The organism is Caballeronia sordidicola (genome assembly GCF_000729995.1).
Taxonomy (GTDB): Bacteria; Pseudomonadota; Gammaproteobacteria; order Burkholderiales; family Burkholderiaceae; genus Caballeronia; species Caballeronia sordidicola_A.
The window spans coordinates 28,158-53,769 of record NZ_JNFG01000019.1; the positions used below are offsets into that span (position 1 = coordinate 28,158).

23 protein-coding genes are annotated in these 25,612 nt (G+C 58.9%); 14 read left to right on the plus strand and 9 right to left on the minus strand.

The features are described 5' to 3' along the window. Window positions 1–283 precede the first annotated feature (283 nt). Together FH08_RS0118830 and FH08_RS49535 are read left to right on the plus strand one after the other, a co-directional pair. A complete protein-coding gene (locus FH08_RS0118830; protein WP_152602866.1) occupies window positions 284–604 on the plus strand; it encodes a hypothetical protein in 321 nt (106 codons plus the stop codon). 20 nt (window positions 605–624) lie between these two features. After that, complete coding sequence (locus tag FH08_RS49535; RefSeq protein WP_031359826.1) at window positions 625–1,215, plus strand: ImmA/IrrE family metallo-endopeptidase; 591 nt, start codon at window positions 625–627, stop codon at window positions 1,213–1,215. A 100-nt stretch (window positions 1,216–1,315) separates the two neighbouring features. On the opposite strand, the gene FH08_RS0118840 is transcribed toward FH08_RS49535, so the two are convergent. Then, on the minus strand, window positions 1,316–1,525 hold the full coding sequence (locus FH08_RS0118840) for a cold-shock protein (protein ID WP_031359827.1): 210 nt from the start codon (window positions 1,523–1,525) through the stop codon (window positions 1,316–1,318). A 627-nt stretch (window positions 1,526–2,152) separates the two neighbouring features. Here FH08_RS0118840 and clpS point away from each other — a divergent pair. The 9 genes from clpS to FH08_RS0118885 all read left to right on the plus strand — a co-directional run bounded on the left by clpS (window position 2,153) and on the right by FH08_RS0118885 (window position 12,864). Further along, entirely contained in the window at window positions 2,153–2,467 is a 315-nt protein-coding gene (gene clpS / locus FH08_RS0118845; RefSeq protein WP_031359828.1) for an ATP-dependent Clp protease adapter ClpS, read from the plus strand. Further along, on the plus strand, window positions 2,464–4,764 hold the full coding sequence (clpA, locus tag FH08_RS0118850) for an ATP-dependent Clp protease ATP-binding subunit ClpA (protein ID WP_031359829.1): 2,301 nt from the start codon (window positions 2,464–2,466) through the stop codon (window positions 4,762–4,764). The genes clpS and clpA overlap by 4 nt, the downstream gene beginning before the upstream one ends. Before the next feature lie 142 nt (window positions 4,765–4,906). Beyond that, window positions 4,907–6,277: an amino acid permease gene (locus FH08_RS0118855; RefSeq protein ID WP_031359830.1), complete on the plus strand. Its 1,371-nt coding sequence runs from the start codon at window positions 4,907–4,909 to the stop codon at window positions 6,275–6,277. A gap of 95 nt (window positions 6,278–6,372) precedes the next feature. Then, window positions 6,373–7,179 carry a DeoR/GlpR family DNA-binding transcription regulator gene (locus tag FH08_RS0118860; protein WP_051888369.1) on the plus strand — a complete coding sequence of 269 codons (807 nt, stop codon included), beginning with the start codon at window positions 6,373–6,375 and terminating at the stop codon, window positions 7,177–7,179. 27 nt (window positions 7,180–7,206) lie between these two features. Further along, entirely contained in the window at window positions 7,207–8,097 is an 891-nt protein-coding gene (locus FH08_RS0118865) for a substrate-binding domain-containing protein (RefSeq protein ID WP_031359832.1), read from the plus strand. Continuing rightward, window positions 8,094–9,620 (plus strand): sugar ABC transporter ATP-binding protein, encoded by a 1,527-nt coding sequence (locus FH08_RS0118870; RefSeq protein ID WP_031359833.1) that lies wholly within the window; start codon window positions 8,094–8,096, stop codon window positions 9,618–9,620. The genes FH08_RS0118865 and FH08_RS0118870 overlap by 4 nt, the downstream gene beginning before the upstream one ends. After that, window positions 9,617–10,609, plus strand: coding sequence for an ABC transporter permease (locus FH08_RS0118875; RefSeq protein ID WP_031359834.1), 993 nt, complete (start codon window positions 9,617–9,619; stop codon window positions 10,607–10,609). Before FH08_RS0118870 ends, FH08_RS0118875 begins: the two co-directional genes overlap by 4 nt. After that, window positions 10,602–11,579 carry a sugar kinase gene (locus tag FH08_RS0118880; protein WP_051888364.1) on the plus strand — a complete coding sequence of 326 codons (978 nt, stop codon included), beginning with the start codon at window positions 10,602–10,604 and terminating at the stop codon, window positions 11,577–11,579. Before FH08_RS0118875 ends, FH08_RS0118880 begins: the two co-directional genes overlap by 8 nt. 4 nt (window positions 11,580–11,583) lie before the next feature. Next, window positions 11,584–12,864: a D-tagatose-bisphosphate aldolase, class II, non-catalytic subunit gene (locus tag FH08_RS0118885; protein ID WP_031359836.1), complete on the plus strand. Its 1,281-nt coding sequence runs from the start codon at window positions 11,584–11,586 to the stop codon at window positions 12,862–12,864. A 40-nt stretch (window positions 12,865–12,904) separates the two neighbouring features. On the opposite strand, the gene FH08_RS0118890 is transcribed toward FH08_RS0118885, so the two are convergent. The 8 genes from FH08_RS0118890 to FH08_RS0118920 form a co-directional block, all read right to left on the minus strand. After that, window positions 12,905–13,294 (minus strand): fimbrial protein, encoded by a 390-nt coding sequence (locus FH08_RS0118890; RefSeq protein WP_051888365.1) that lies wholly within the window; start codon window positions 13,292–13,294, stop codon window positions 12,905–12,907. A gap of 8 nt (window positions 13,295–13,302) precedes the next feature. Continuing rightward, complete coding sequence (locus FH08_RS51925) at window positions 13,303–13,932, minus strand: hypothetical protein (protein WP_152602867.1); 630 nt, start codon at window positions 13,930–13,932, stop codon at window positions 13,303–13,305. A gap of 725 nt (window positions 13,933–14,657) precedes the next feature. After that, window positions 14,658–15,104: a dUTP diphosphatase gene (gene dut / locus FH08_RS0118895; RefSeq protein ID WP_031359838.1), complete on the minus strand. Its 447-nt coding sequence runs from the start codon at window positions 15,102–15,104 to the stop codon at window positions 14,658–14,660. Further along, on the minus strand, window positions 15,101–16,114 hold the full coding sequence (locus FH08_RS0118900) for an LLM class flavin-dependent oxidoreductase (RefSeq protein WP_031359839.1): 1,014 nt from the start codon (window positions 16,112–16,114) through the stop codon (window positions 15,101–15,103). The genes dut and FH08_RS0118900 overlap by 4 nt, the downstream gene beginning before the upstream one ends. A 46-nt stretch (window positions 16,115–16,160) precedes the next feature. Beyond that, window positions 16,161–17,378, minus strand: a complete 1,218-nt coding sequence (gene coaBC / locus FH08_RS0118905) for a bifunctional phosphopantothenoylcysteine decarboxylase/phosphopantothenate--cysteine ligase CoaBC (protein WP_031359840.1) — start codon at window positions 17,376–17,378, stop codon at window positions 16,161–16,163. A gap of 20 nt (window positions 17,379–17,398) precedes the next feature. Further along, window positions 17,399–17,905 (minus strand): signal peptidase II, encoded by a 507-nt coding sequence (lspA, locus tag FH08_RS0118910; RefSeq protein WP_031359841.1) that lies wholly within the window; start codon window positions 17,903–17,905, stop codon window positions 17,399–17,401. Further along, window positions 17,905–20,739, minus strand: a complete 2,835-nt coding sequence (gene ileS, locus FH08_RS0118915) for an isoleucine--tRNA ligase (RefSeq protein ID WP_031359842.1) — start codon at window positions 20,737–20,739, stop codon at window positions 17,905–17,907. Before ileS ends, lspA begins: the two co-directional genes overlap by 1 nt. 141 nt (window positions 20,740–20,880) lie before the next feature. Beyond that, the gene (locus FH08_RS0118920; RefSeq protein WP_031359843.1) at window positions 20,881–21,870 is read right to left on the minus strand and encodes a bifunctional riboflavin kinase/FAD synthetase; all 990 of its coding nucleotides are present in this window, start codon (window positions 21,868–21,870) and stop codon (window positions 20,881–20,883) included. A 203-nt stretch (window positions 21,871–22,073) separates the two neighbouring features. Between FH08_RS0118920 and purN the strand changes: the two genes are divergently transcribed. From purN to FH08_RS0118935, 3 genes are all read left to right on the plus strand, one after another. Beyond that, a complete protein-coding gene (gene purN / locus FH08_RS0118925) occupies window positions 22,074–22,724 on the plus strand; it encodes a phosphoribosylglycinamide formyltransferase (protein ID WP_031359844.1) in 651 nt (216 codons plus the stop codon). After that, complete coding sequence (locus FH08_RS0118930; RefSeq protein WP_031359845.1) at window positions 22,721–24,022, plus strand: RsmB/NOP family class I SAM-dependent RNA methyltransferase; 1,302 nt, start codon at window positions 22,721–22,723, stop codon at window positions 24,020–24,022. Before purN ends, FH08_RS0118930 begins: the two co-directional genes overlap by 4 nt. A 280-nt stretch (window positions 24,023–24,302) precedes the next feature. Continuing rightward, window positions 24,303–25,499, plus strand: coding sequence for an acyl-CoA desaturase (locus FH08_RS0118935; RefSeq protein ID WP_031359846.1), 1,197 nt, complete (start codon window positions 24,303–24,305; stop codon window positions 25,497–25,499). Window positions 25,500–25,612 lie beyond the last annotated feature (113 nt).

Genomic DNA, 25,612 nt, shown 5'->3' on the forward strand with positions numbered 1-25,612 from the left:
TTTCACTGCGGCGGAGTGATACCTTCGAATTGCTGGACAACCTATGTGTTTTTATACAGTTTGCCTCGCTGGACACGCCTATGTCTCACCAAAATTCGCGCCTGAATAGCCTGTTCGCCCGCTGGCTCGCGAAAGAAACGCGCGGTTTGCTTGGCGGCCTCGCGGGTGCGTGATCGGGGGTGTCGTCGCGTTCACGCTGATAAACCGTTTTAGTGCAACTAGCCAGGCGAACGGCGTCGATGCAATTTCCATTGCAAACACCTATATCGTCTATTCAACACTCATGATCGCGGCCGTTGCCGTTTTCCTGACCATGGCGGGTTTGATATTCACGCAGCATTTCGCCATGGAGAAAGAACGTCACGTCGCGGACGCCTTTGCCGCGCTGGTGGCCGAAATGTCCCGCGCCAACGGGTGCGCTGTAGCGGTCGTGAAGGAAGTCATGAAGAACGCCGAAGTGGTCCAGCATTTCGAAGATCAGGTAAAGGAGAAGCTCAGAGAAGTGATGCGTGCGCAACTGGACAACGCGGACCAGCGTAAGGCGCGTGCGCGTAGCGAACGTGATGCGCTGTCGCGCATCGCCAGTGATTTGGAAAGCGCCTAGACCGTTTGGGAGGGAAGAATATGACGATCGTTTCGCCTGTACCTATCTTGCGTACCACTGCAGCGTTGGCGGCATTTTTGATGGCCGAGCGCCGTTACGACATGGTGGAGTTCGCACCACCCATCGACGTCGACGAAATCACGAGATTGCTCCAGATCAAGGTGACCGAGCATGCGGATCCCGGCGCCGCGAACACCATCGGCAAAATAACGCTAAGTCAAGACGGGCCGGCAGAGGTCTGGATCAATCCGGCGGAAAATGCCTATGGTCCAAGGCGTCGATTCACCCTGGCTCACGAAATAGCGCACTTTTGCATGCACAGATCCACCGACCGCCACGAATTTATTGACGACAAAAGCACCATGAATCGCAGTGAATCCTATTGGAACAGTTACGAGTCCGAGGCAAACCGGTTTGCTGCCGAACTGTTGATGCCGCAACAGCTCATTGAATCAATGGGACGGCGCGTAATCGACGCATATAAGGCGGAGCACAATACCGAAAAAATGCCGCTGACGAGTTTTATCAATGTAATGGCGGCCAAATTTCGGGTTTCCCATCCGGCCATGGAGTTCCGATTGAGCAATGTCGGAATTGGCAAACACAAATAAGCAAAAAGCCAGGACGCGTCCCGGCTTTTCTTGTTCATGATGCACAAATAAAAAAACCCGGCGCAATGCCGGGTTTTGAGGACAGCGCGCTATCGAACGGTCAGGCAGCAGATTCCTGGATGTTCGATGCCTGTTTGCCCTTGGGTCCCTGGACGATCTCAAAGCTGACCTTCTGGCCTTCCTTGAGAGTCTTGAAACCATTCATCTGTATCGCCGAGAAATGAGCAAACAGATCCTCGCCGCCTTCATCGGGCGTGATGAATCCGTAGCCTTTCGCGTCGTTGAACCATTTGACCGTACCAGTTGACATCACTTCCCCTCTCTCTCGTCGCTACCACGAGCACGCTCGAAAAGCTTGGCAACCCACAATGTGGACCGCCCCCTCCTCACAAGCTCACCGCGGCCTTTTCTTCACCTGAAACGCTTCGGAAAAAAGTGCCAATTTGATTGTTTAATCTCTTAAATCAAGTGTCAAGAAAATTTTGAGATGGTCGTAAAGACGTTGTAAAGACCTCATTTCAAGGGTTTTTCCCGCTTTGCGCGTATCCCGCCGCACAAGCACGCCATCTTGAAAAGTCGCATAATCGACGCACATGAGGAGTATCGGCAGCGGGCGGCTACAAGCACCCGCGGGAGCCGGTTGCACGAAGGGATGAACAATTGCTTCGCACGAGTGGATCACCTAGTCAGTCGTAGCGTGGAATGGGGCCAATGCGGTTCCCAAGCCAGGCCGCAGCCGAGCGGAAAATTTGTTTTTTTAAGAGCTGTGCGATACTGGATTCAACGATGTTTCAAGAGGGCTGGCCCGCGTCACAAGGGCCGGCGGAATTCAGCAAGCGACAGGTTGCGCGAAGTGTGCGGCGACACCGTTCGGTTCTCACGGCGAGCGGAGTTTTGGCGAGATGGCGAGCCTGTCCGAGTTGTTTAGAATGGGCGTATGGCGATCAATCCCAACAAGCAGGATGGCACCGTACTGGAGCGGCAGGAACAAAAGCTGAAACAGCCGTCCATGTACAAAGTGGTGCTGCTGAATGACGACTTCACGCCGATGGAATTCGTCGTGTTCGTCGTGCAGGAACATTTCAATAAAGATCGTGAGACTGCGACGCAAATCATGCTGAAGGTTCATCGCGAAGGCAGGGGAGTTTGTGGGGTCTATACGCGGGACATCGCGTCGACCAAAGTTGAGCAAGTCGTTAGCCACGCGAGGCAAGCGGGTCATCCGCTGCAGTGTGTGATGGAGGAAGCATGATTGCCCAGGAACTGGAAGTCAGTCTGCACATGGCGTTTATGGAAGCACGTCAGGCGCGGCACGAGTTCATTACGGTCGAGCATCTTTTACTGGCCTTGTTGGACAACCCGACCGCGGCTGAAGTGTTGCGCGCATGCGCAGCAAATATTGAAGATTTGCGTCAAAACCTGCGCAATTTCATTCACGACAACACCCCGACCGTGCCTGGCACTGACGATGTCGATACCCAGCCGACGCTTGGTTTTCAGCGCGTGATTCAGCGCGCGATCATGCACGTGCAATCAACATCGAACGGGAAGAAGGAAGTGACCGGCGCGAACGTGCTTGTCGCTATCTTCGGTGAAAAGGATTCACATGCCGTCTACTACCTGCAACAGCAGGGAGTGACGCGCCTCGACGTCGTCAATTTCATCTCGCACGGCATCGCGAAGACCAATACGGGCGACGCCGCGAAGGCCAGCAGCGACGCGAACCCCGAAGCGGAAGACGCGGCTGCGCAAAAGGAAACGCCACTTGCGCAGTTTACGCAGAACCTGAACCAGCTCGCGAAAGACGGCAAGATTGATCCGCTGATTGGCCGCGAACTGGAAGTCGAGCGTGTGGTGCAGGTGCTGTGCCGCCGCAGAAAGAACAATCCGCTGCTGGTCGGTGAGGCCGGCGTGGGCAAGACCGCCATTGCCGAAGGGCTCGCCTGGCGCATCACGCGCGGCGAAGTGCCGGACATTCTTGCGGACGCCCAGGTGTATTCGCTCGATATGGGCGCATTGCTCGCCGGTACTAAATACCGGGGTGATTTCGAGCAACGCCTCAAGACGGTGCTGAAAGAGTTGAAGGAACGCCCGCATGCGGTGCTGTTCATCGACGAAATTCACACGCTGATTGGTGCGGGCGCGGCTTCCGGCGGCACGCTGGATGCATCGAATCTGCTGAAGCCGGCGTTGTCGTCGGGTCAGTTGAAGTGCATCGGCGCGACCACGTTCACGGAATATCGCGGGATCTTCGAAAAAGACGCTGCTTTGTCGCGTCGTTTCCAGAAGGTCGACGTTGCCGAGCCCACGGTCGAGCAGACCATCGCCATATTGCGCGGTCTCAAGTCGCGTTTCGAAGAACATCACGGCGTGAAATATTCGTCGGGCGCGCTGTCCGCGGCGGCTGAGTTGTCGGCACGCTTTATTACGGACCGTCATCTGCCGGACAAGGCTATCGATGTGATCGACGAAGCGGGCGCGGCGCAACGCATCCTGCCGAAGTCGAAGCAGAAGAAGACTATCGGCAAGAACGAGATCGAAGAGATCATCTCGAAGATCGCGCGTGTCCCGCCGCAAAGCGTGTCACAGGACGATCGCAGCAAGTTGCAGACGCTCGATCGTGACCTGAAGAGCGTGGTGTTTGGTCAGGATCAGTCAATCGATGCACTCGCTGCCGCCATCAAGATGGCGCGGGCGGGTCTCGGCAAGACGGACAAGCCGATCGGCGCGTTCCTGTTCTCGGGCCCGACGGGTGTGGGCAAGACGGAAGTGGCGAAGCAACTGGCGTTCACGCTGGGTATCGAATTGCTGCGCTTCGACATGTCCGAGTACATGGAGCGTCATGCAGTCAGCCGGTTGATTGGCGCGCCGCCGGGTTATGTTGGGTTCGATCAGGGCGGTTTGCTGACTGAAGCCGTCACGAAGAAGCCGCATTGCGTGCTGTTGCTCGACGAAATCGAAAAGGCGCATCCAGACATCTACAACGTGCTGCTGCAGGTCATGGACCACGGCACGCTGACCGACAACAACGGTCGCAAGGCGGATTTCCGCAACGTCATCATCATCATGACGACGAACGCGGGCGCCGAAGCGATGCAGAAGTCGGTGATCGGATTCACGAATCGTCGGGAAACCGGTGACGAAATGGCCGATATCAAGCGGATGTTCACGCCTGAGTTCCGCAATCGTCTGGACCAGATCATCAGCTTCCGCTCGCTGGATGAAGAAATCATCATGCGTGTGGTCGACAAGTTCCTGATGCAACTGGAAGATCAGTTGCATGAGAAGAAGGTCGACGCGGTCTTTACCGACGGCTTGCGCGCGCATCTGGCGAAGCACGGTTTTGACCCGCTGATGGGTGCACGTCCCATGCAGCGCCTGATCCAGGACACGATCCGTCGTGCGTTGGCGGACGAGTTGCTGTTCGGCAAGCTGATGTCGGGTGGCAGGGTGACGGTGGACGTCGACGAGAACGACAAGGTGGCGCTCACGTTCGACGAAAGTCCAGTGCCGCGCAATCCGAATCCGGAAGCGGTCGAGGTTGAATGACTGGGTAGGAAGCGATGACTGAAGTCAGATGACACGAGCTTGAGGTGTGTCATCATCGGCGAGGCGGCGCGGGGAAGTTTTCCGCGCCGCCTCGCTTTTTTGCGTCCGCGTTTGTTGCGGATATTGACTTCAAGAGGTTGATTTGAGCTTTAAACGTGGGTCGTTCGAGACCATCGTCGAACGGGAGAAGGGGCTGCACCGGAGTTTGACCGCCGGACAGATGTCGATGATTGCTATCGGCGGGGCGATTGGGACGGGGCTTTTTTTAGGCAGCGGTTTCGCGATCGGTTTTGCCGGGCCGAGTGTTCTGGTGAGCTACGCGATCGGCGCGCTGATCGCCTTGTTGCTGATGGGAGCGCTCGCCGAGATGACCGTCGCGCATCCGACCTCCGGCTCGTTCGGCGCGTACGCGGAGTTTTATATCGGGCCCCTCGCGGGATATCTCGTCCGGTACGCGTACTGGTCGGCTGTCGTGTTCGCGGTCGGCACCGAAGTCAGCGCGGTCGCCGTGTTCATGAAGTACTGGTTCGCGAACGTGCCGGGCTGGTATTGGATCGTTGGTTTTTCCGCCGCGCTGATCGGGGTGAACGCCGCGAGCGTCAAGGTGTACGGCGTGATCGAATACGCGTTTTCGATGCTGAAGATTGTAGCGATCGTCGCGTTCATTCTGCTCGGTGCGGTGTTCGTGTATGGCGCGCCGGTGTCATCTGGCGTCGGGCTGAATAACTTCACGACCCACGGCGGCTTCTTTCCGCATGGCGTGAAGGGCATGTGGTCCGCGGTGATCGTTTCCATCTTCAGCTATCTGAACATCGAGACGATCGCGGTCGCTGCCGGCGAAGCGCGTGACCCGCAACGTGCCGTGGCGCGGGCGTTTCGCTCGACGGTGTTCCGGCTGGTGCTGTTTTATCTGCTCACGTTGGCGTTGATGCTCGCGATTGTCCCGTGGACACAGGCGAGCACTGACGAAAGCCCCTTCGTCAAAGTGATGGCCGCCACGCACGTCCCGTTCGCCGCGGGCGTGATCAACTTCGTGGTGCTCGTGGCGGCGCTTTCCGCGATGAACAGCCAGCTCTACATCACCACGCGCATGATGTTCAGCCTGTCGCGGGCCGGTTACGCACCGGCGCGCTTCGGGCGTCTGAGCGTGAACGGCGTGCCCACCGCTGCGCTGTCCTTGTCGACCAGCGGCATTGCACTCGCCACGATCCTGACCGCGTTCTGGCCGGCGATGGCGTTCGGTTTGATGATGTCGCTGGCAATCTTCGGCGCGATGTTCGCGTGGCTGATGATCTTCGTTACGCACCTGTTTTTTCGCGCCCGCTATGAGGGACCTGCGCCTTCTTTCCGGATGGTGCTGCATCCGTTCGGAAGTTTGCTGGGCGCGGGTTTGATGGCGGCGATCATGATCACCACCGCGTTCACCAAAGAATTCCGCATGACGCTCGTCTACGGCTTTGCGTTTATGGTCGTTCTGGTTGCGACCTTCCTGCTCCGGTATAGAAAACGTTAGCGGGCGCGGGTATACACCGACCATAAACTCCTTTGCATGTCTTTCGTTTCGAAACTAAACTCTTTCGAAACGAAAGAGCAAAGGTGGTGCTGCCTGTGTTGGCCAACAAGAATTCGCTTCATCGGCGTTTGCGTATCGTCGAACTTGTCCGCAAGCGCGGGGAAGTATCGGTCGACGAACTCGCGACAGCGTTTGACGTCTCCAGCGTCACGATCCGCTCGGATCTGAACTACCTGGAGCAGCAACGCTACCTGATCCGAGCGTTTGGCAAGGCGCGCTACGTCGCGCAGAGGCCCGGCGAGAACTTGCTGGCGGCGGTGCCCCCGAGCGCGACGCGGCAGGCCGCGGACATGGCGATTGCGCGCATGGCCGCAGATTTCATCGATGACCACGCGTCGGCGTTCATTGGCGCCGGTTTGATCACCCACAAGCTGCTGCCGCTGCTCGCGGATCGCGCAAACCTCGCGCTGACGCTTAACGACATCGCGATGGTGCCGACCGTCCAGCGTTTCATGCGCTGCGAATTGCGCCTCACTGGCGGCTCGCTGGATGACGATTCTACGGTTCTACTCGGACCGGACGCGGAACGCTCGCTCTCCGCGCTGTCGCTGGATCTGGTGGTGCTGGAGGCGAGCGGTATCGATCGCGAGGGCAATTTGCTGTGCGCCGATCCGCGGCTGGCGGGTGTGTTCAAAGCCGCGTTGAAGAATGCGAAGCGATGTGTGGTCGTGGCTTACCAGCCCGCGCTGCAAGGCGATGGCGAGGCTTTCTGCCACGTCAGCCGTTTGGGCGGACTGGTGCTGGATGACGCGATCGACCCGCCGACACTCGACCTGATTCTCAAAGCTGGGCTGGACGTGCATCGACGAGAAGAAGGAATTCTTGAATTTCGTAGTCAGTAACCCTAAGCAATAACTGGAGACAATCGCATGTTTCGTCGTCGTTCACTTTTGGCTGTCCTCGTCACCGCTATCACGGCATCGGCTGCTCACGCCGCCGACGTAAAAATTGGCGCATCCCTGCTCACGCAACAACACCCGTTTTACGTCGAACTTGCCAACGCGATGAAGGCGGAAGCCGCAAAGGATCACGCGCAGATCGATATCGCGATCGCGAACCAGGACCTGAGCAAGCAGATCGCCGACGTCCAGGATTTCGTAACGAAGAAGGTCGATGTGATTGTGATTTCACCGGTCGATTCAAAAGGCGTAAAAGCCGCCGTGCTGACGGCGCAGCGCGCGGGGATTCCGGTGATCACCGTCGATATCAGCGCGCAAGGCGTTGAAGTCGCGTCGCACATTGCCACCGATAACTACGCAGGCGGCCTGCAAGCCGGCGCGTTGATGTGCAAGGTCCTGGGCGGCAAGGGGAAGGTCGGCGTGATCGACTATCCGACGATTCAATCGGTGATCGACCGCGTGACGGGCTTCAAGAAGGCACTGGAGGCATGTCCCGATGTGAAGATCGTCGCGGTGCAGCCGGGCATCACGCGAGCTGATGCGTTGAGTGCTGCGCAGAACATGCTGCAGGCGAATCCTGACCTCGCGGGCATCTTCGGCTTCGGCGACGATGCTGCAATGGCCGCTGCGGTGGCAGGCAAGTCGGCGGGCAATCACGTGAAGGTGATCGGCTTCGACGGCATGCCGGAAGCGCGTGCAGCGGTGGACAAGAACCCGAATTTTGTCGGCGTGATCCGCCAGTACCCGGACAAGATGGGTGCGCTCGCTGTTGATACCGCGGTCAAGGTCGCGGAAAAGCAAGCCGTGCCTAAACTGCAACCGGTGACGCCGGGTCAGTATCTGAATGCGTCGGTGAAATGAATACGGTTTTGAAACCTCGCCCGGCCGACCCGCTGCTCGAGTTGCGCGGTATCGCGAAATCGTTCGGTCCGGTCGAGGCGATCAAAGAGGTCTCGCTCTCAATCTTGCCGGGCCGCGTGCATACGCTGCTCGGCGAGAACGGCGCGGGCAAATCTACGCTGATGAAGATTCTCGCGGGCGTTCACACGCCCACGCGTGGCGAGATATTCCTGCACGGATCGCCCGCCACATTTGCAAATCCCGGTGAGTCGCAGAAGGCGGGCATCGCGATCATTTACCAGGAACTCAGTCTCGCGAAGAACCTGAGCGTGGCCGAGAACATGTTCGCGAGGCACGAACCGCGACGTTTTGGTGTCGTCGATTTCAAGCGCTTGTATGCACAAGCCCAGGCGCTGCTGGATGACCTGGGTATCGATATTGACGCCACCGCGCCCGTCTCGCGGCTGTCCATGGCGCAGCGCCAACTCGTTGAAATTGCCAAGGCACTGAGCCGCGATGCATCGCTCGTGATCATGGACGAACCCACGTCTTCGCTGAGTGACCGTGAAGCGGAGATCCTGTTTCATATCGTCACGAAGCTGACGGCGAAGGGCGCGGCGGTCGTGTATATCTCGCATCGGATGGACGAGATCATGCGCATCTCCGACGACATCTCGGTCATGCGTGACGGCCGTTACATCGCGACGTTGCAGAAGGACCAGACGACCATTGGCGCATTGATCGCCATGATGGTCGGCCGTGAAATGAGCGATCTGTATCCGCGCCGCGAGACGCCCTACGTTCGTCCGCCGCAGCCACTGCTCGAGGTCAGCCATCTCACGTTGCCTGGTCAATTCGAAGACATCAATTTCCAGATTCACGCCGGCGAGATCCTCGGTTTCTTCGGGCTGATTGGGGCGGGACGCTCGGACGTGATGAAGGCGTTGTTTGGCATCGGCCGGCCCAGCGGCGAGATCACTATGAGCGGCAAGCGCCTGAAATTGCGTAATCCCGCGCATGCTATCCGGGAGGGCATCGCGTTCGTCACGGAAGACCGCAAGCACGAGGGCCTCGTGCTCATGCATTCGATCGCCAACAACGTGACGATGGCGAGTTTCGAAGAACACGGTTCGCGCTTCGGCATCCTGAACCGCCGCTTCGAACGCGATGAGACTGCGAACGCAATCGCGCGCATGAACATCCGCGCATCGGGGCCATTTCAGGCGGTTGGAAACCTGAGTGGCGGCAATCAGCAGAAAGTGGTGTTCTCGAAATGGCTGGCGTTGAAACCCAAAGTCCTGATCCTCGATGAACCCACGCGCGGCGTCGACGTTGGTGCCAAGTTTGAGATTTATCGAGTGATCCGTGAGTTGGCTTCGACCGGGACCGCGATCATTCTCGTTTCGTCTGAACTGCCGGAGGCCCTTGCCATGAGCGATCGGCTTGTCGTGATGCGCGAGAAGCGCGTCGTCCATGAATTCGATGCAAGTGGTCCTACGCAAGAAGAAGTAATGTCGTACGCAACGGGAGCCAAAACAGCATGAACCCGACTCAACTCAGCGGCGCCGCAGCCACGCGCCGCTCGCACGCAAGCGGTGCGCTGCAACGCGCGCTCAGGCACTACGGCGGGATCGTCGTCGGGCTGATCGTGCTGTGCGGATTCTTCTGGGCGTTGTCGCCCAACTTCATGTCGGTCAACAACCTTGTGAACGTGGTGATGCAGGTTTCGATCATCGCCATACTCGGTTTTGGCATGACGTACGTACTGTTGCTCGGCGATATCGACCTGTCGGTCGGCGCGACCATGGCGCTGGTCGGCACCGTCTGTGCGTTTGCATTGGAGCACGGCGCGTCGCCGTTCGTGGCTGTCCTCGCCGCCATGGTCACAGGGCTCGTTCTCGGGGCTGTGAACGGCTCGTTATCCGCGTTGTTGACGATTCCCTCGTTTATTGTCACGGTCGCCACCATGGGCGTTTTCCGGGGCTTAGCCTACCTGACGTCGAACGGCGTGCCCATTTCCATCGACGATGATCGCTTCGCTTTCCTCGGCAACGGCCTCGTGCTGGGCATCCCGCTGCCGATCTGGATTCTCGCGGTCCTGCTGTTGTTGAATCACTTCGTGCTCTCGCGTACCGTATTCGGACGCAAGGCGTATCTGGCGGGAGGAAATCGCGAGGCGGCGTTGTATTCCGGTATCGATGTAAACAGGCTGCGAATCATGATTTTCATGATCTCGGGCTTGCTCGCCAGTATTGGCGGCGTGCTGATGACTTCGCGGCTTTACTCCGCGCAGCCGAATGCGGGAATCGGCTATGAACTCGATGCCATCGCCGCCGCCGTGCTGGGCGGAACGAGTCTCTCGGGAGGTTACGGAACCATCACCGGGACGCTGATCGGCGCGCTGATTATCGGCGTCATCAACAATGGGATGAACCTGCTCAGCGTTCCCTATTTCTATCAACTCATCGTGAAAGGCATCGTGATCCTGGTCGCGGTGTGTATCGATGTTCAAACGAAGAAACGTCATGCCTAATCCAAACCCTGTTACATCCAGGAAGCCCGGCACGATCATCGCGATGGGCGAGATCCTGGTCGAGATCATGGCCACGCGCATAGGTCAGAGTTTTCGCGAACCGGGCACGCTCATTGGCCCGTTCGCGAGCGGCGCGCCGGCCATTTTCATCGATCAGGTCGCGAAGCTCGGCAGCCCGTGCGCGATGATCGGCTGCGTGGGCGACGACGATTTCGGCGTGCTCAACGTCGAGCGCTTGCGCCGCGACGGCGTGGACGTGTCCGGCATCGCGGTGCTGAAAGACGCGACAACCGGCAGTGCATTCGTCACGTATCGGGACGACGGCGATCGCGACTTTATCTACAACATTACGAACAGCGCGTCGGCGCAGTTGTCGGTGGCGAACCTGCGTGACGATTTGCTCGCGCAGTGCGGCAATTTCCATGTGATGGGGTCGTCGCTGTTCTCCTTCAGGATCATTGAGGCGATGAAGCAGGCTATCGAAACGGTAAAGACGAACGGCGGCACGGTGAGTTTCGATCCGAATATCCGCAAGGAAATGCTGCGGATTCCGGAGATGCGCGATGCGCTCGATTTTATTCTCGACTACACCGATGTTTTCCTGCCAAGCGGCCACGAAGTGACCTTGCTCGCCAGCGCGACGTCGGAGCGCGGCGCGATCGATGAACTGCTCAAGCGCGGCGTGAAAGAGGTGGTCGTCAAGCGCGGCGCGCAAGGCTGCAGTTTCTTCGATGCCAACGGCGAGACGCACCGGCCCGCTTTCAAGGTGGAGGAACTCGACCCAACAGGTGCCGGCGATTGCTTCGGCGCAACGTATATCAGCTGCCGCGCGCAAGGGAAGGACGTGGAGACCGCGCTCAAATATGCGAGCGCGAGCGGAGCGCGAGCGGTCGGCGTGAAAGGCCCGATGGAAGGCACGGCGACGTTCGCTGAACTCGACGCGTTTATGGCAACGGCAACCACGGAGTGATGTCATGAACTCGATCGTCTCGCGTTTGAGCAATGCACATCCGGCGTCGGCGTGGTTGGCCGGCATCTATTCGATTTGCTCCGCGCATCCGTGGGTGCTGGAAGCGGCCATGCGGCAGGCGCTGGAAGACGAGACGCCACTGCTGATCGAATCGACATCGAATCAGGTCGATCAATACGGCGGTTATACGGGCATGAAGCCGGCTGATTTTGTGGACTTCGTTCGTTCTATTGCCGAGCGCGTTGGCTTCCCGCACGAGCACCTGATTCTTGGCGGCGATCATCTCGGGCCGAACGCGTGGCGAGATCTTCCCTCCGAAGAAGCCATGCAACGCGCCGATGCGTTGATTGACGCGTATGCATCGGCGGGATTCACGAAGATTCACCTCGATACGAGCATGTCGTGCGCCGATGACCCCGAGCGCTTGTCGGATGCGGTGGTGGCGGCGAGGGCTGCACGCTTGTGTGCGGTAGCCGAGGCAGCGGTGAAGCGCGCCAGTTTGAGCGTGAGCCCGGTCTATGTGATCGGCACTGAAGTACCGGTGCCGGGCGGTGCGGCGGAAGAGCTTGATGTGGTCGAGCCCACCTCCCGTGAGGCAGCGATTGAAACGGCTCTGGTTCATAAGAAGGCGTGGCAGGAACACGGCGTGCAGGACACGTGGCCGCGTGTGATCGCGTTGGTCGTGCAACCGGGTGTGGAGTTTGATCATACGAAGGTGATCGACTACGTGCCGGCGCGCGCCGAGTCGTTGAAGAGTGCGCTGGATGATCTGCATGGCATGGTCTTCGAAGCACATTCCACCGATTATCAAACGCCCGAGGCGCTAAGCGCTTTAGTCCGCGATGGCTTTCGCATTCTCAAGGTTGGCCCGGGCGTGACGTTCGCATTGCGCGAGGCGTTGTACGCATTGGCAGATATCGAAACAGAATTGATCGGTGCGCATAAACGATCGAATCTACGCGAAGTAGTCGAGCGCGTGATGCTGAGCAAACCTGGCTATTGGGAAAAGTATTATCACGGCGATGCTGAGCAGCAACGCGTGTTGCGCACTTACAGCTATAGCGACCGCGTGCGTTATTACTGGGCCGATGCGGAAATCGGCGCGGCTGCGCAAACGCTACTCGACAACCTGAGCGCTCTGAAGATTCCGGAGAATCTGCTCAGCCAGTTCTTGCCCGAGCAGTATTGGGCGGTGCGGCGCGGCGAGTTGCGCAACGAACCTCTGGCGTTGGTCATGGACCGGGTGAGATCCGTTGTGCGCGACTACGCTGCGGCATGCCGGTAGGCTTTAGATTGCTCGTCCAGTACGTGTTGTGGACGCGTGGCTACTGATACGACATGGTGAAGGTGGCTTTGGCATTTGCCGATCCGCTGTTGATCTTGCCAGTGCGGATGTATCGCGCGGTTAGCGGAACGGTAAGTGGGCCGCCCGTTGTTTGCGCAGGTGTCGTCATGAACTGTCCGGTATTTGCGACTACCGCTGAATCTGGACCGAAGGTGACCGGGGTTCCGCCGAACAGAATCTGGTAACCAATTCCTTGGGCCGTTGAGTCAGGGCTGAGGGACAAGATCGTCGTCTGATTCGTTGGTGTGCTTACGTCGGTGAGTGTGGTGTACACCTTCACGCCCGGATCGCAATTCAGGCCAATGTTCAAACTGGTTTCGCCGTCAGTTGACCCGACGTTCGGTAACCGATAGGTGTAGGTCTTCGGCATGGTCACCGCTATTGACGTTGTTGTGACGGTGCATGCGGATATGGAGAATTTGCCGGTCGCGCCCCGGAAAATACGTTAGCGGTAGCACTAACGTCTGGAGTATATTCATTAATGACGACTGGCGCGATGGTCGTTAGATTGCCGGTTGTGCCGTTACCGGTTTTCAAGAAATAAGCACTCATTTTCAGATTGAATATTTGGGTCTTCGGCTGAGCGGAAGCCGTGAGTGTGCAGTTAATCGTTCGATTAACCTGCTTCACGTGGGACGGCCAACCTTCCGAATAGGGACTGCAACTCGTTGATGGCCCATTTTCAATATCGTATCGAACAGCAACGTTCGGGACGTTCGTTTGGAAATTATATGTGGATCCTGGCACATTAACGCCATCGGGCGCTCTTACGTAAAAACTGAGCTTCACAGCTACGGTATCCGCAATACAGTCGATCTCCACAATTGTGGAATAAGGCGGGCTTTCCTTGCCTATGGGAGCGTCGCGGGGAAACAGGTTATCGGCGACTGCAGGCGCAAAATTTACTGCGCCTCCGATAGTGCAGGGCGTAGTTGCGCCAAGTGAAACTGATGCTCCAACTGTTACTTGAAGCAGGCAAAAAACGATTGACGGACCAATTTTCAACATGAGAAGCGCTACCTCACAAAGCATGGTGCCCGACGCTGCGGCTTGTCAGCTCGCTGCCGGAGGGAACTTTATTAACAAATATGTTTCGTTCACGTCATCCCATCACCGAGCTTACTGTTACTTCGTTGTCGGAGGGACTGTTCCCGCTTCGTTGAATTAATCTCTTTCAGCGTTTCTTCGTAGAGCGCCTGGTGTTGGCTTTCACGTACCATATTCGCCCGATTGGCGAATTATTTCTGAAACGTATCTAACTAGTATTCATCGCGTTGTCCGCTGGCTCTACGAATTTGCATATCTCTCACAAATTCTATGCTGCCCCGATTGACTAGACCATATTTTTTTATCTTGTCTGATTTGATCGAATAAAAGTGCAACGTTTTGCTCCCGAGTTGCGTCGTTTTAGTTAATACGGTGCGATTCTTATGGGTTCCACGTTGAAGCGCAATGTTACGAAGTCGTAGAAGTGAAGCTAAGCTGGTGGTTAAGCGGTCGAAGTGAATGGCGCATCCGAAGTGCGAAGCAAGGCTTAATACTCGTCTTAATCCAAGTGGCGGGAATACGCTTGGCACTACTTCATGTAATTGAGGCGCTAACCCTCGCACGAAGGGTTAGCGGGCCAGCTTGGATCCAAACCGCGTTGCGCTGTGTGTTATCCAGTTTTCGCGATTACATGCAATCGAAAAGCAGGCATATGCTGCAGTTCAGTCGTGGCCCAACCGATGAAATCAACCCCGTCCAGTACTTCCAAATCCTCCCGCTCCCCGGTCGCTGTCTGGGAACTCATCGACAATATTAAACGTTGCCTGCACCACCGGCACGATCACCATTTGCGCGAGACGTTCCAGCGGGTTCAGCGTGAACGCGGTCGCGCCGCGATTCCACGTCGAGATCATCAGTTGGCCTTGGTAATCCGAGTCGATCAACCCGACCAGATTCCCGAGCACCACGCCGTGCTTATGACCCAAACCTGAACGCGGAAGAATCACCGCAGCATACCCCGGATCTTCGATATGAATCGCCAAACCCGTGGGCACCAGCACTGTCTGGCCGGGTTCAAGCGTAATGGCTTCGTCCAGGCACGCACGCAGGTCGAGTCCGGCGCTTCCTGTCGTGGCGTAGGCAGGCAGATAGTCGCGCATGCGCGCATCGAGGATCTTGATGTCGAGTTTCATGAGGTCTGTTTGTTGAGTTCGAAAGCTTCGGCCAGCAGTTCATACGAGCGCATGCGCGCAGGGTAGCTTCCCGCAACGGTCAACACGATCAGTTCGTCGGCGTCGAAACGTTGTTGGAGTTCATGCAATTGTTCGGTCACGCGTTCCGGCGTGCCAATGATGCTGCGATTCTTTTCCCGGGCAATCACGCTCAGTTCGCGTTCGCCGAATGCTTGGCCCGCACCTTGCGCAATCGATGGAATCGGCATGTTCAGCCCGTACGCCATCTGCACGCGGCGTAAGTCAACCGCGCGTTCCAGTGCGGCGGCTTCCGCTTCGGTATCGGCGCAAATCACGAATACGGCGGCAGCGAGATACGGCTGCGAGCCGTTCCGCGATACAAACCGCTCGCGATACGCCTCCGCCACCGCGTGTCCATATTGCGCGTTAATAAAATGCGCGAACGCGAAACGAATGCCGAGCTGCGCCGCTAGCAGGCCACCGAAATCGCTGGAGCCGAGCATCCACAACTCGGGACGCGTCGCGATTTCAGGCTGCAGCAACACGCCATGCGCGAGGTGATCCTCTGGCAGCGTGCCGTCGAACAGGCCAACGAGTTCGCCCACTTGTTGCGGGAAAATATCGCCGCGATTGTAGTCACCTGCCGCAACCGCCTGCGCGGTGCGCATATCGCCGCCGGGTGCACGCCCGACGCCCAGGTCCACGCGATTCGGGAACAGCGCTTCGAGCATCAGGAATTGCTCGGCGACCTTGAACGAGCTGTAGTAGGGCAGCATGACGCCGCCCGAGCCGATCCGGATCCGCTGCGTAATACTGCCAATACGCGCGAGCAAAACCTCAGGGCACGGATTCGATACCCCGCGCAACCCGTGATGCTCGGCGCACCAGTATCGCGTGTAGCCGAGGTCGTCAGCCAGGCGCGCGAGATCCAGCGTGGCGGCGATTGCGTCGGCGGTGCTATGGCCGTGAATGACCGGCGTTTGATCGAGTACGGAGAGTTTCGTCGTCATGGTCTTGGCAGCAGCAATGGCAATGGCAATGGGCTAAGCCAGCAGGCTAAGACAGCAGCGAACCGCCGCGCGGGGCCCGCTTCGCAATCTCGCCAATCAGCAACTTCGCCAGGAGCTTTTTATCGGCGCGAGGCAGACGCGTGATACCCGACGCCTCGAACAGCACGACTTCGTTGTCGTCGAGGCCAAACGTCAGCGGGCCGAGATTGCCGATCAGCAGCGGCACGTTCTTCCGTGCGCGTTTCTCTTCGCCATGCACTTCGAGATCGCCGCTTTCCGCCGCGAAACCCACGCAATACGGCGGGTTCGGCAAACGCGCGACGCTCGCGAGAATGTCCGGGTTTTCGACGAATGTGAAGGTGGGCATCGGCTGACCGGCGGTCTTTTTGATCTTGTGCTCGCTCAGATGATCGACGCGCCAATCCGCGACGGCCGCCACCGCGATAAAAATGTCCGCATCCGGCGTCGCGTGCATCACGGCGTCGTGCATTTGCTGCGCAGTTTGCACATCTTCGCGAACCACACCCCAAGGCGTTTCCAGCGCAACTGGCCCGGCCACGAGATGCACATCCGCACCCGCCTGAGCCGCCGCGCGCGCAAGCGCGAAGCCCATCTTGCCGGATGATCGATTGGTAATGCCGCGCACGGGATCGAGCGGTTCGAAGGTCGGACCGGCCGTAATCAATACGCGATGTCCCTGCAAAATCTTCGGCTGGAAAAAGGCGCAGATCGCTTCAAATGTTGCCGATGGTTCCAGCATCCGGCCATCGCCCACTTCGCCGCACGCTTGCGCGCCGGAATCGGGCCCAAGCACCTGCACGCCATCGCCGCGCAGTTGCGTGACATTGCGTTGTGTCGCCGCGTTCTGCCACATCTGGCGGTTCATCGCGGGCACGACGAGCAGCGGGCAATCGCGCGCGACGCACAGCGTTGAGAGCAGGTCGTCGCAATTGCCATGCGCGAGCTTGGCGATAAAGTCAGTCGACGCCGGCGCAATCACGATTGCATCGGCTTCACGCGACAAATCGATATGCGCCATGTTGTTCGCAATCCGCGCGTCCCATTGCGACGTGTACACGGGACGGCCGGACAGCGCCTGCATGGTGACGGGCGTGATGAATTGCGTGGCGGCGTCGGTCATCACGATCTGCACGGTCGCGCCGGCTTTCACCAGCAGACGCGTGAGTTCGGCGATCTTGTAGCACGCAATACCGCCTGACAGCCCAAGTACGAGATGCTTTCCTGCGAGTTCTGCCGTGTCCAACGATGCCTCCTTCAAGCGGGTTACTTCGCTCCGCGCACGCGCCGCAACTCGTCGAATACGAGCAGCACGGCGCCGATGGTGATCGCGCTGTCGGCGAGATTAAACGCCGGCCAGTGCCACGTGTTGACGTGGAAGTCCAAGAAGTCGATCACGTGGCCATACGCAATCCGGTCGATCACGTTGCCGATCGCGCCGCCCATGATCAGCGCCAGCGCCGTGCAGAACAATCGCTGCGTGCCATGCCTTTTCAGCAAGTAGCAGATCACGATAGCCGCGACCACGCCAAGCGCCGTGAATCCCCAACGCTGCCAGCCGCCGGCGGTGGCGAGAAAGCTGAACGCCGCGCCGCGGTTGTAGATCAGGAACAGGTTGAAGAAAGGCGTAAGCGCGTGGGGTTCGCCATACGTGAACACGCGCGCGACCGCGATCTTCGACAACTGGTCGAAGAGAATCACAATCAACGCCACGCCCAGCCACGGCGCGAGTGAACCACTGCTTTGATTTTGTTTCGACATGGTTCTTGCCATTATGCTGCGCTCCGCGATTCGCCGTTGCCGAAGAGATTGGTGATGCAGCGGCCGCACAATCCGCGATGTTCCGCCGATGCCCCCACGTCGTCGCAATAGTGCCAGCAGCGCTCGCATTTCAGATACGTCGATGCCAACACGTCGACGCCTTCTTCCGCCTCGCTCGCTACCTTCACCACCCGCGCCGCCGATGTGATCAGCACGAAGCTGAGGTCATCGCCAAGGCTGGTCAGTGCGTTGTACCGCGCGCCGCTCGCCCGTACATCCACTTCGGCCTGCAACGACGAGCCGATCAGATTGGCCGTCCGCGCTTCTTCCATCGCCTTCGTGACGTCGCTGCGAGCCGAGCGGATCAACGTCCACTTGTCGAGCAGTTCACCGGCTTCGGGCACTTGCGGATAGCTGTGATACACCTCGGTGAAAATGGTGTCACGGCCGGGTTGCAGCACCTTGTACGCCTCTTCCGCCGTGAACGACAGATACGGCGCGACCAGCCGCAGCAAACCATGCGCGATGTGATGCAGCACCGTCTGCGCCGCGCGGCGTTCGCGCGAATCGGGCGTCATGGTGTAGAGCCGGTCCTTCAGCACGTCCAGATAGAAACCGCCGAGGTCTTCCGAGCAGAACGTAGCCAGCTTCGATACAACCGGATGGAACTCGAACTTCTCGTAATGCGCGAGCACATCGTCTTGCAGGTTTTGCGCGAGGGCGACGGCGTATTTATCGATCTCGAGCCAGTCTTCCACCGGGCGCGCGTTCTTCTCGAAGTCGAAATCGGAGAGATTGGACAAGAGGAAACGCAACGTATTGCGAATCCGCCGATACGTCTCCGTCACACGCTTCAGGATCTCTTCGGAGATCGCGAGTTCGCCCGAATAATCCGTCGATGCAATCCACAGGCGGATGATTTCCGCGCCCAGCCGGTTCGACACTTCATGCGGGTCGACACCGTTACCGAGCGACTTCGACATCTTGCGGCCTTCGCCATCGACGGTGAAGCCGTGCGTGAGCAGCGCGTTATACGGCGGGCGGCCATCGAGCATGGAGGCGGTCAGCAACGACGAATGAAACCATCCGCGATGCTGGTCCGAGCCTTCCAGGTACAAGTCAGCAGGAAACTCCAGCGAATCCTTGTGCGAGCCGCGCAGCACGTGCCAATGCGTCGTGCCGGAATCGAACCACACATCGAGCGTGTCGCGATTCTTCTCATACATATTGGCTTCATCGCCGAGCAGTTCGGCCGGATCGAGCGTTTGCCACGCTTCGATGCCGCTCACTTCCACACGCTTGGCCACTTCTTCAAGCAATTCCAGCGTACGCGGATGCAGTTCGCCGGTTTCCTTGTGGACGAAGAACGCCATCGGCACGCCCCATTGGCGTTGCCGCGACAGCGTCCAGTCCGGCCGGTTCGCGATCATGCTGTACAGCCGCTGTTTGCCCCAGGCCGGGAAGAACGCCGTGTTCTCGATCCCTTCCAGCGCCGTCTCACGCAGTGTGCGCGACGTATCGTTGGGTTTCACGTCCATGCCGGCGAACCACTGCGACGTCGCGCGATAGATGATCGGCGTCTTGTGGCGCCAGCAATGCATGTAGCTGTGCGTGTACTTCTCGGTTTTCAGCAGGGACTTCGCACCGCGCAGCGCTTCCACGATCTGGTCATTCGCTTCCCAGATGGAAAGTCCGCCGAACAACGGCAACGACTCGATATACCGTCCATCGCCCATGACCGGGTTGATGATGTCCGAGTCGGTCATGCCATGCGCCTTGCATGACACGAAGTCTTCCACGCCATACGCCGGCGATGAATGCACGATCCCCGTGCCGCTTTCGGTCGTCACGTAGTCGCCGAGATACACGGGCGCCGTGCGCTTATAGCCGGGGTGCGCCGCGCTCAGCGGATGATGAAAGCGCAGGCCGCTCAACTTCTCGCCCGTCGTGGTCGCGATGGTCGACCCCGTGAGCTCGTACTGCTTCAGGCATTCTTCCACGCGATCTTCGGCCAGGATCAGCAGGCCTTTTTCCGTATCGACGAGGCTATAGACAATCTCCGGGTGCACATTGAGCGCCTGGTTCGCGGGGATGGTCCACGGAGTCGTCGTCCAGATCACGATGCCGCCTTCTTGCTTCGGCAACGCAGGCAAGCCAAACGCCTGCGCGGTCTTTTCCGGATCGGCGAAAGTGAACAGCACGTCGATGGTCGGATCGACCTTGTCCTGATACTCGACTTCGGCTTCAGCCAACGCCGAACCGCAGTCGAAACACCAGTTCACCGGCTTCAGCCCGCGATACACATAACCCTTCTCGAGGATCTTCCCCAACGCGCGGATTTCGCCCGCTTCGTTGGTGAAATTCATCGTCTTGTATGGATTGTCCCAATCGCCGAGCACACCAAGGCGCCGGAAGCCGAGCTTCTGCTTTTCGATCTGGGCGCTCGCGTAGGTGCGCGCTTTTTCCATCACCTCACGTGCCGGCAGCGACTTGCCGAACTGCTTCTCAATCTGGATTTCGATCGGCATGCCGTGGCAATCCCAGCCGGGGACATAGACCGCATCGAAGCCCGCCAGATTGCGTGCCTTCACGATCATGTCTTTCAGGATCTTGTTCACCGCGTGGCCGAGATGGATGTCGCCGTTCGCATACGGCGGGCCATCGTGCAGGATGAACTTCTTGCGGCCCTTGCTGGCGGCGCGGATCTTCTCGTAGATCTTGTTGTCCTGCCATTCCTTGACCCATTGCGGCTCGCGCTTGGGCAAGTCACCCCGCATGGGGAACGGCGTATCCAGCAGATTGACCGGATATTTCGACTGGGGCTTGGCTTCTTTCTTGTTGCTCATGGATAACTCGATATGTGTTCGATGAGGCGGCGGTTCCGGGCAGGCAAGCTCGGGAACGGGCTCGAAGGTGTGTGCTTGGCGAGGCAGCGGGCAGCGCGTCGGGAGCTTGATCGGAAACTTCAAGCACCCGGCGCCACGCGCTCACCTAATTCGGTCGGTGGCCGAGGTGGCGAAACCGCTGTCGCGGCCACTTGAGTTCACGTCTGAAGCGAAATAGGCGCGCGCGTTGGTCACGTCACGCGCGATGGCTGCCGTCAGGGTTTCGAGGTCCACGTATTTTTCCTCGTCGCGCAGCTTTTTCAGGAATTCGATGCGCACGAGCTTGCCGTACGCGTCGCCATGCCAGTCGAGCACGAAGGTTTCAAGCAGCACGCGGCCGGAATCGTCCACAGTCGGGCGCAGTCCGAGACTCGCCACGGCGGGCAGCGGCTCGGGTCCGAGTCCATGCACGCGCACGACGAAGATGCCTGCGAGCGCCGGCCGCTTGTGGGCGATCGGCATGTTGAGCGTGGGAAAGCCGAGATCGCGGCCGAGCTTTTGCCCATGGACCACGTGCCCACTGATGACATAAGGGCGGCCGAGTGCAAGACGAGCGGCGTCGAGATCGCCTGCTACCAGCGATGCCCGCACGCCAGAACTTGAGATGCGCGCGCCGTTCAGATCCGCGACGGTTGCCATTTGTTCGACTTCGAAGCCGTGCTTGCGTCCGGCACCTTGCAGCGATTCGAAATCCCCGGCGCGTTTCGCGCCGTAGCGGAAGTCGTCGCCGATCATCACCCAGCGCGCGTGCAGGCCGTTCACGATCACGTTTTCGACGAACGTATCCGGCGGCTGGCTGGCAAAGGTGCGATTGAAGTGTTCGACCACGACGCGATCCACGCCGTTCGTGCGCAGCGCTTCGAGCTTGTCGCGCAGCATGGCGATACGGGGCGGCGCGCCGGCGGGGTTGAAGAATTCGCGGGGATGCGGCTCGAAGGTCATCACGCAGACCGGCAGTCCGCGGGCGTCCGCTGCAGCGCGCACATGGGCGAGCAGCGCCTGATGGCCACGGTGGACACCGTCGAAATTGCCGATGGTCAGCGCACAGGGCGCACGGCTTTCGGCATTGGGTAGGCCGCGAAAGACTCTCACGATATCGGTTGGGTCGGCGGTTGGCGGTTGAAAGGGCTAATGCACTGGCTTGTATACAGTCATGCAGGGCCGATGCAGCGCGAGGCTGGCAACGCCGCAAAGCGTTCGATTATAAACGCTCACAGCACGGGACGGAGGCTGAGCCCACTGCGGGCCGGGCGGATTCGCCGGGTTTTGACAGCATCGAATGATAAAATCCGCGGATGAAAAAAATCGTCATCCTGATTTCCGGGCGGGGAACCAATATGGAAACCGTCGTGCGGGCTTGCGCGCGCGACGGCTGGCCGGCGCGGGTGGCCGCTGTCATATCGAATCGGCCGGACGCCGCCGGGCTTGCGTTCGCGGCGGAAAACGGCATTCCGGCGACTGTTATAGATCACCGGGATTTCACCACGCGCGACGCCTTTGATCAGGCGCTTGCACGCGTAATCGACGGCTTCGAGCCAGATCTGGTCATGCTCGCGGGCTTCATGCGCGTACTGACTGATGCCTTCGTAGAACGCTACGCAGGCCGCATGATCAACATTCATCCGTCGCTGCTGCCGTGCTTTCCAGGGCTCAAAACCCACCAGCAAGCACTCGATGCCGGCGTGCGCGTGCACGGCGCAAGCGTCCATTTTGTCACGCCGACGCTGGATCATGGTCCTATCGTCGCGCAGGCGGCGGTACCGGTCTTGGCCGACGACGACGCCGCAGCGCTCGCTTCGCGGGTGCTTGCAGTTGAACACATTATTTACCCACGCGCGGTGCGCTGGTTCGTCGAAGGGCGTCTTGCCATCGACGGCGAGCGTGTCGTGCTCACGCCACCAGAGCCGCAATGGCTCTTTGCCGACATTGCCGGGGAGGGCGTATGAGGCTTCATGGATTTTTGATAGGACAAACAGAAACGTTGCTGGCTGACGTTTTGCGCTTCAGCGGCCCAGCCGACGCGGCCACCAGCCGCTTTTTCCGCGCGCATCCGAAGCTCGGCCACAACGAGCGCGGGGTTATCGCCGAAGCGGTGTTTGCCGTCCTGCGCCGCAAGATGGAGTTTTCGCATCTCGCCGAAAGCGGCAGCGGCAACCTCGCGCGGCGTCTTGCCTTGCTGGGCCTGATGCAGACCGCGGGGTTATCGGCGGTCAAGCCGTTCATTTCCGCCGATGAATACCAGTGGCTCAACCAGGTATCGAAGATCGATCCGGGCAGCTTGCCGGTGCGGGTGCGGACCAATTTGCCGCAGTGGATCTACGACGCCATGACGAAGCGCTTCGATACTGAAGAGCTCGCCTTGCTCGCGGCCGCGCTGAACTACCCGGCGCCGCTCGATCTGCGCGCGAACCCGATCAAGGCCACGCGTGAACTGGTGATCAAGACGCTGACCGAAGCCGGTATCGATGCAGGCGAAATGCCGTTTGCTCCGTTTGGCGTGCGCGTGGACGGCAAGCCGGCGTTGACGCGCTTGCAGCCGTTCCAGGACGGTTGGATCGAGGTGCAGGACGAAGGCAGCCAGCTTTTGTGCTCGCTGGTTGCGCCCCGGCGCGGCGAGATGATCGTCGATTTCTGCGCGGGCGCGGGCGGCAAGACGCTGGCGCTCGGCGCAATGATGCGTTCGACGGGTCGTCTCTACGCCTTCGACGTGTCAGACCGCCGTTTGGCCAAACTCAAGCCCCGCCTGGCTCGCAGCGGATTGTCGAATGTCAATCCGGTGCTGATCGACAGCGAACACGATGCCAAGATCAAGCGCCTGGCCGGCAAGATCGACCGGGTTCTCGTCGATGCTCCGTGTTCCGGTCTCGGCACCCTGCGCCGCAATCCGGACCTGAAATGGCGCCAGTCGCCGGAATCGGTGGCGGAACTGACGCCCAAGCAACTGTCCATCCTGACCAGCGCCGCACGGCTCGTGAAGGTGGGCGGCCGTCTCGTCTACGCAACATGCAGCATGCTGGAAGCGGAAAACGAGGGCGTGGTCAACCAGTTCCTGGCGACGCATCCGGGGTTCAAGCTGGTTCCGGCGCGCGAGGTGCTGGCTGAACAGCGCATCGATCTGGACACAGGCGACTATCTGCAACTTTGGCCGCACAAGCACGGCACGGACGGTTTCTTCGCCGCCGTGCTCGAACGGTTGCCCGTTGCTGCAAAAGAAGCCGCAGTTGAAGAACCCGCAGAGGAATAAGCAATATTTGCTCGCTTTGGCCGGCGGAATCGGAAGCGATCCTCGGCCAAAGCTTTCAAAAGCGGGAAATTCGTGTTTACCGCACTAAACAACAGCGCGATTTCGCGGTCAAATTTCCTGCTGACCCTGCGCGAAATCAAAATTTTCCCTAATAGACACAAAGACTTGGAACGCATGAAGTAAAATGCCGTCGAACCAAGTGCATATTCCTTACATGCACACAACAGCCGTCGATCCTGTTTTCGTTCGGCTATTTTTTCCGCCTTTCAGGTAAATTGCCTTGCTGAATTCATCGCTTGAATTTCTCGCCAACGGATTGCTCAACCTTTCGTGGTGGCAGATCTTGGTGTTCACTCTCGTGATGACGCACATCACGATCATCGGCGTGACCGTCTATTTGCATCGTTGCCAGGCGCACCGCGCGCTGGAGTTGCACCCGGTCGTCAGCCACTTTTTCCGCTTCTGGCTTTGGGCCACCACCGGCATGTTGACCGGACAATGGGCGGCAATCCATCGCAAGCATCACGCCAAGTGCGAGACCGAAGAAGATCCGCACAGCCCGCAAACGCGCGGCATCTGGAAAGTCTTGCTTCAAGGCGCTGAACTTTATCGTTCGGAAGCCAAGAACGAAGAAACCATGCGCAAGTTCGGTCACGGTACGCCGAACGACTGGATGGAACGCAACGTCTACACGCGCTACCCCATTCTCGGCATCAGCATCATGATGGTCATCGACGTTGCGCTGTTCGGCCTGGTCGGGCTGACGGTGTGGGCCGTGCAGATGATCTGGATTCCGTTCTGGGCAGCCGGCGTGGTCAACGGACTCGCGCACTGGTGGGGTTACCGGAACTTCAATTCCGCTGACGCCAGCACGAACATCTTCCCGCTCGGCATCCTGATCGGCGGCGAAGAACTGCACAACAATCACCATACGTACGCCACGTCGGCGAAGCTGTCGAACAAGTGGTACGAATTCGACATCGGCTGGATGTATATCCGCATCATGTCGGCGTTCAAGCTGGCCAAGGTCAAGAAGATCGCGCCCACGCCGCGTCTGTCGGCGTCCAAGCCGGTGCTCGATCACGACACGCTGCAAGCCGTGCTGTCGAACCGCTACGAAGTGATGGCGCGTTATGGGAAGACGCTCAAGCGTGCGTATCGCCAGGAATTGTCGAAGCTGAAAGAAGGCGGTTCCGCCGACAAGTACCAACTGATGCGCGGTGCCCGCAAGTGGGCGCATAAGGAAGAGGCGGGTCTGGACGAACCGCAACGCCAGCAGTTGCCGGCGCTTTTCTCCGACAACCACAAGCTGCGCACGTTTATTGAATTGCGCGAGGACTTGTCGGCCATGTGGGACCGCTCCAACGCGTCGCGTGAACAACTGCTCGCGCAACTGCAGGACTGGTGTCATCGGGCGGAGCAAAGCGGGATCAAGGCGCTGCAGGACTTTGCGTCACGCCTGCGACGCTACGCCTGACAGTTTCACACCGCAGACCTACGTCATCGATATCCGTTAAAATTTGATGACGTCACAAGACCCCGCTCTGGCGGGGTTTTTGCGTTTTGGGACGCAGTATTCACGACGTATTT

Bases quoted from the DNA above. Each gene is read 5' to 3' on its own strand.
- FH08_RS0118830 (WP_152602866.1), top strand. From the start codon at position 284: ATGATCGCGGCCGTTGCCGTTTTCCTGACCATGGCGGGTTTGATATTC.
- FH08_RS49535 (WP_031359826.1), top strand. From the start codon at position 625: ATGACGATCGTTTCGCCTGTACCTATCTTGCGTACCACTGCAGCGTTG.
- FH08_RS0118840 (WP_031359827.1), bottom strand. From the start codon at position 1,525: ATGTCAACTGGTACGGTCAAATGGTTCAACGACGCGAAAGGCTACGGA.
- clpS (WP_031359828.1), top strand. From the start codon at position 2,153: ATGGCGATCAATCCCAACAAGCAGGATGGCACCGTACTGGAGCGGCAG.
- clpA (WP_031359829.1), top strand. From the start codon at position 2,464: ATGATTGCCCAGGAACTGGAAGTCAGTCTGCACATGGCGTTTATGGAA.
- FH08_RS0118865 (WP_031359832.1), top strand. From the start codon at position 7,207: ATGTTTCGTCGTCGTTCACTTTTGGCTGTCCTCGTCACCGCTATCACG.
- FH08_RS0118870 (WP_031359833.1), top strand. From the start codon at position 8,094: ATGAATACGGTTTTGAAACCTCGCCCGGCCGACCCGCTGCTCGAGTTG.
- FH08_RS0118875 (WP_031359834.1), top strand. From the start codon at position 9,617: ATGAACCCGACTCAACTCAGCGGCGCCGCAGCCACGCGCCGCTCGCAC.
- FH08_RS0118880 (WP_051888364.1), top strand. From the start codon at position 10,602: ATGCCTAATCCAAACCCTGTTACATCCAGGAAGCCCGGCACGATCATC.
- FH08_RS0118885 (WP_031359836.1), top strand. From the start codon at position 11,584: ATGAACTCGATCGTCTCGCGTTTGAGCAATGCACATCCGGCGTCGGCG.
- FH08_RS0118890 (WP_051888365.1), bottom strand. From the start codon at position 13,294: ATGCCGAAGACCTACACCTATCGGTTACCGAACGTCGGGTCAACTGAC.
- FH08_RS51925 (WP_152602867.1), bottom strand. From the start codon at position 13,932: ATGTTGAAAATTGGTCCGTCAATCGTTTTTTGCCTGCTTCAAGTAACA.
- dut (WP_031359838.1), bottom strand. From the start codon at position 15,104: ATGAAACTCGACATCAAGATCCTCGATGCGCGCATGCGCGACTATCTG.
- FH08_RS0118900 (WP_031359839.1), bottom strand. From the start codon at position 16,114: ATGACGACGAAACTCTCCGTACTCGATCAAACGCCGGTCATTCACGGC.
- lspA (WP_031359841.1), bottom strand. From the start codon at position 17,905: ATGGCAAGAACCATGTCGAAACAAAATCAAAGCAGTGGTTCACTCGCG.
- ileS (WP_031359842.1), bottom strand. From the start codon at position 20,739: ATGAGCAACAAGAAAGAAGCCAAGCCCCAGTCGAAATATCCGGTCAAT.
- purN (WP_031359844.1), top strand. From the start codon at position 22,074: ATGAAAAAAATCGTCATCCTGATTTCCGGGCGGGGAACCAATATGGAA.
- FH08_RS0118930 (WP_031359845.1), top strand. From the start codon at position 22,721: ATGAGGCTTCATGGATTTTTGATAGGACAAACAGAAACGTTGCTGGCT.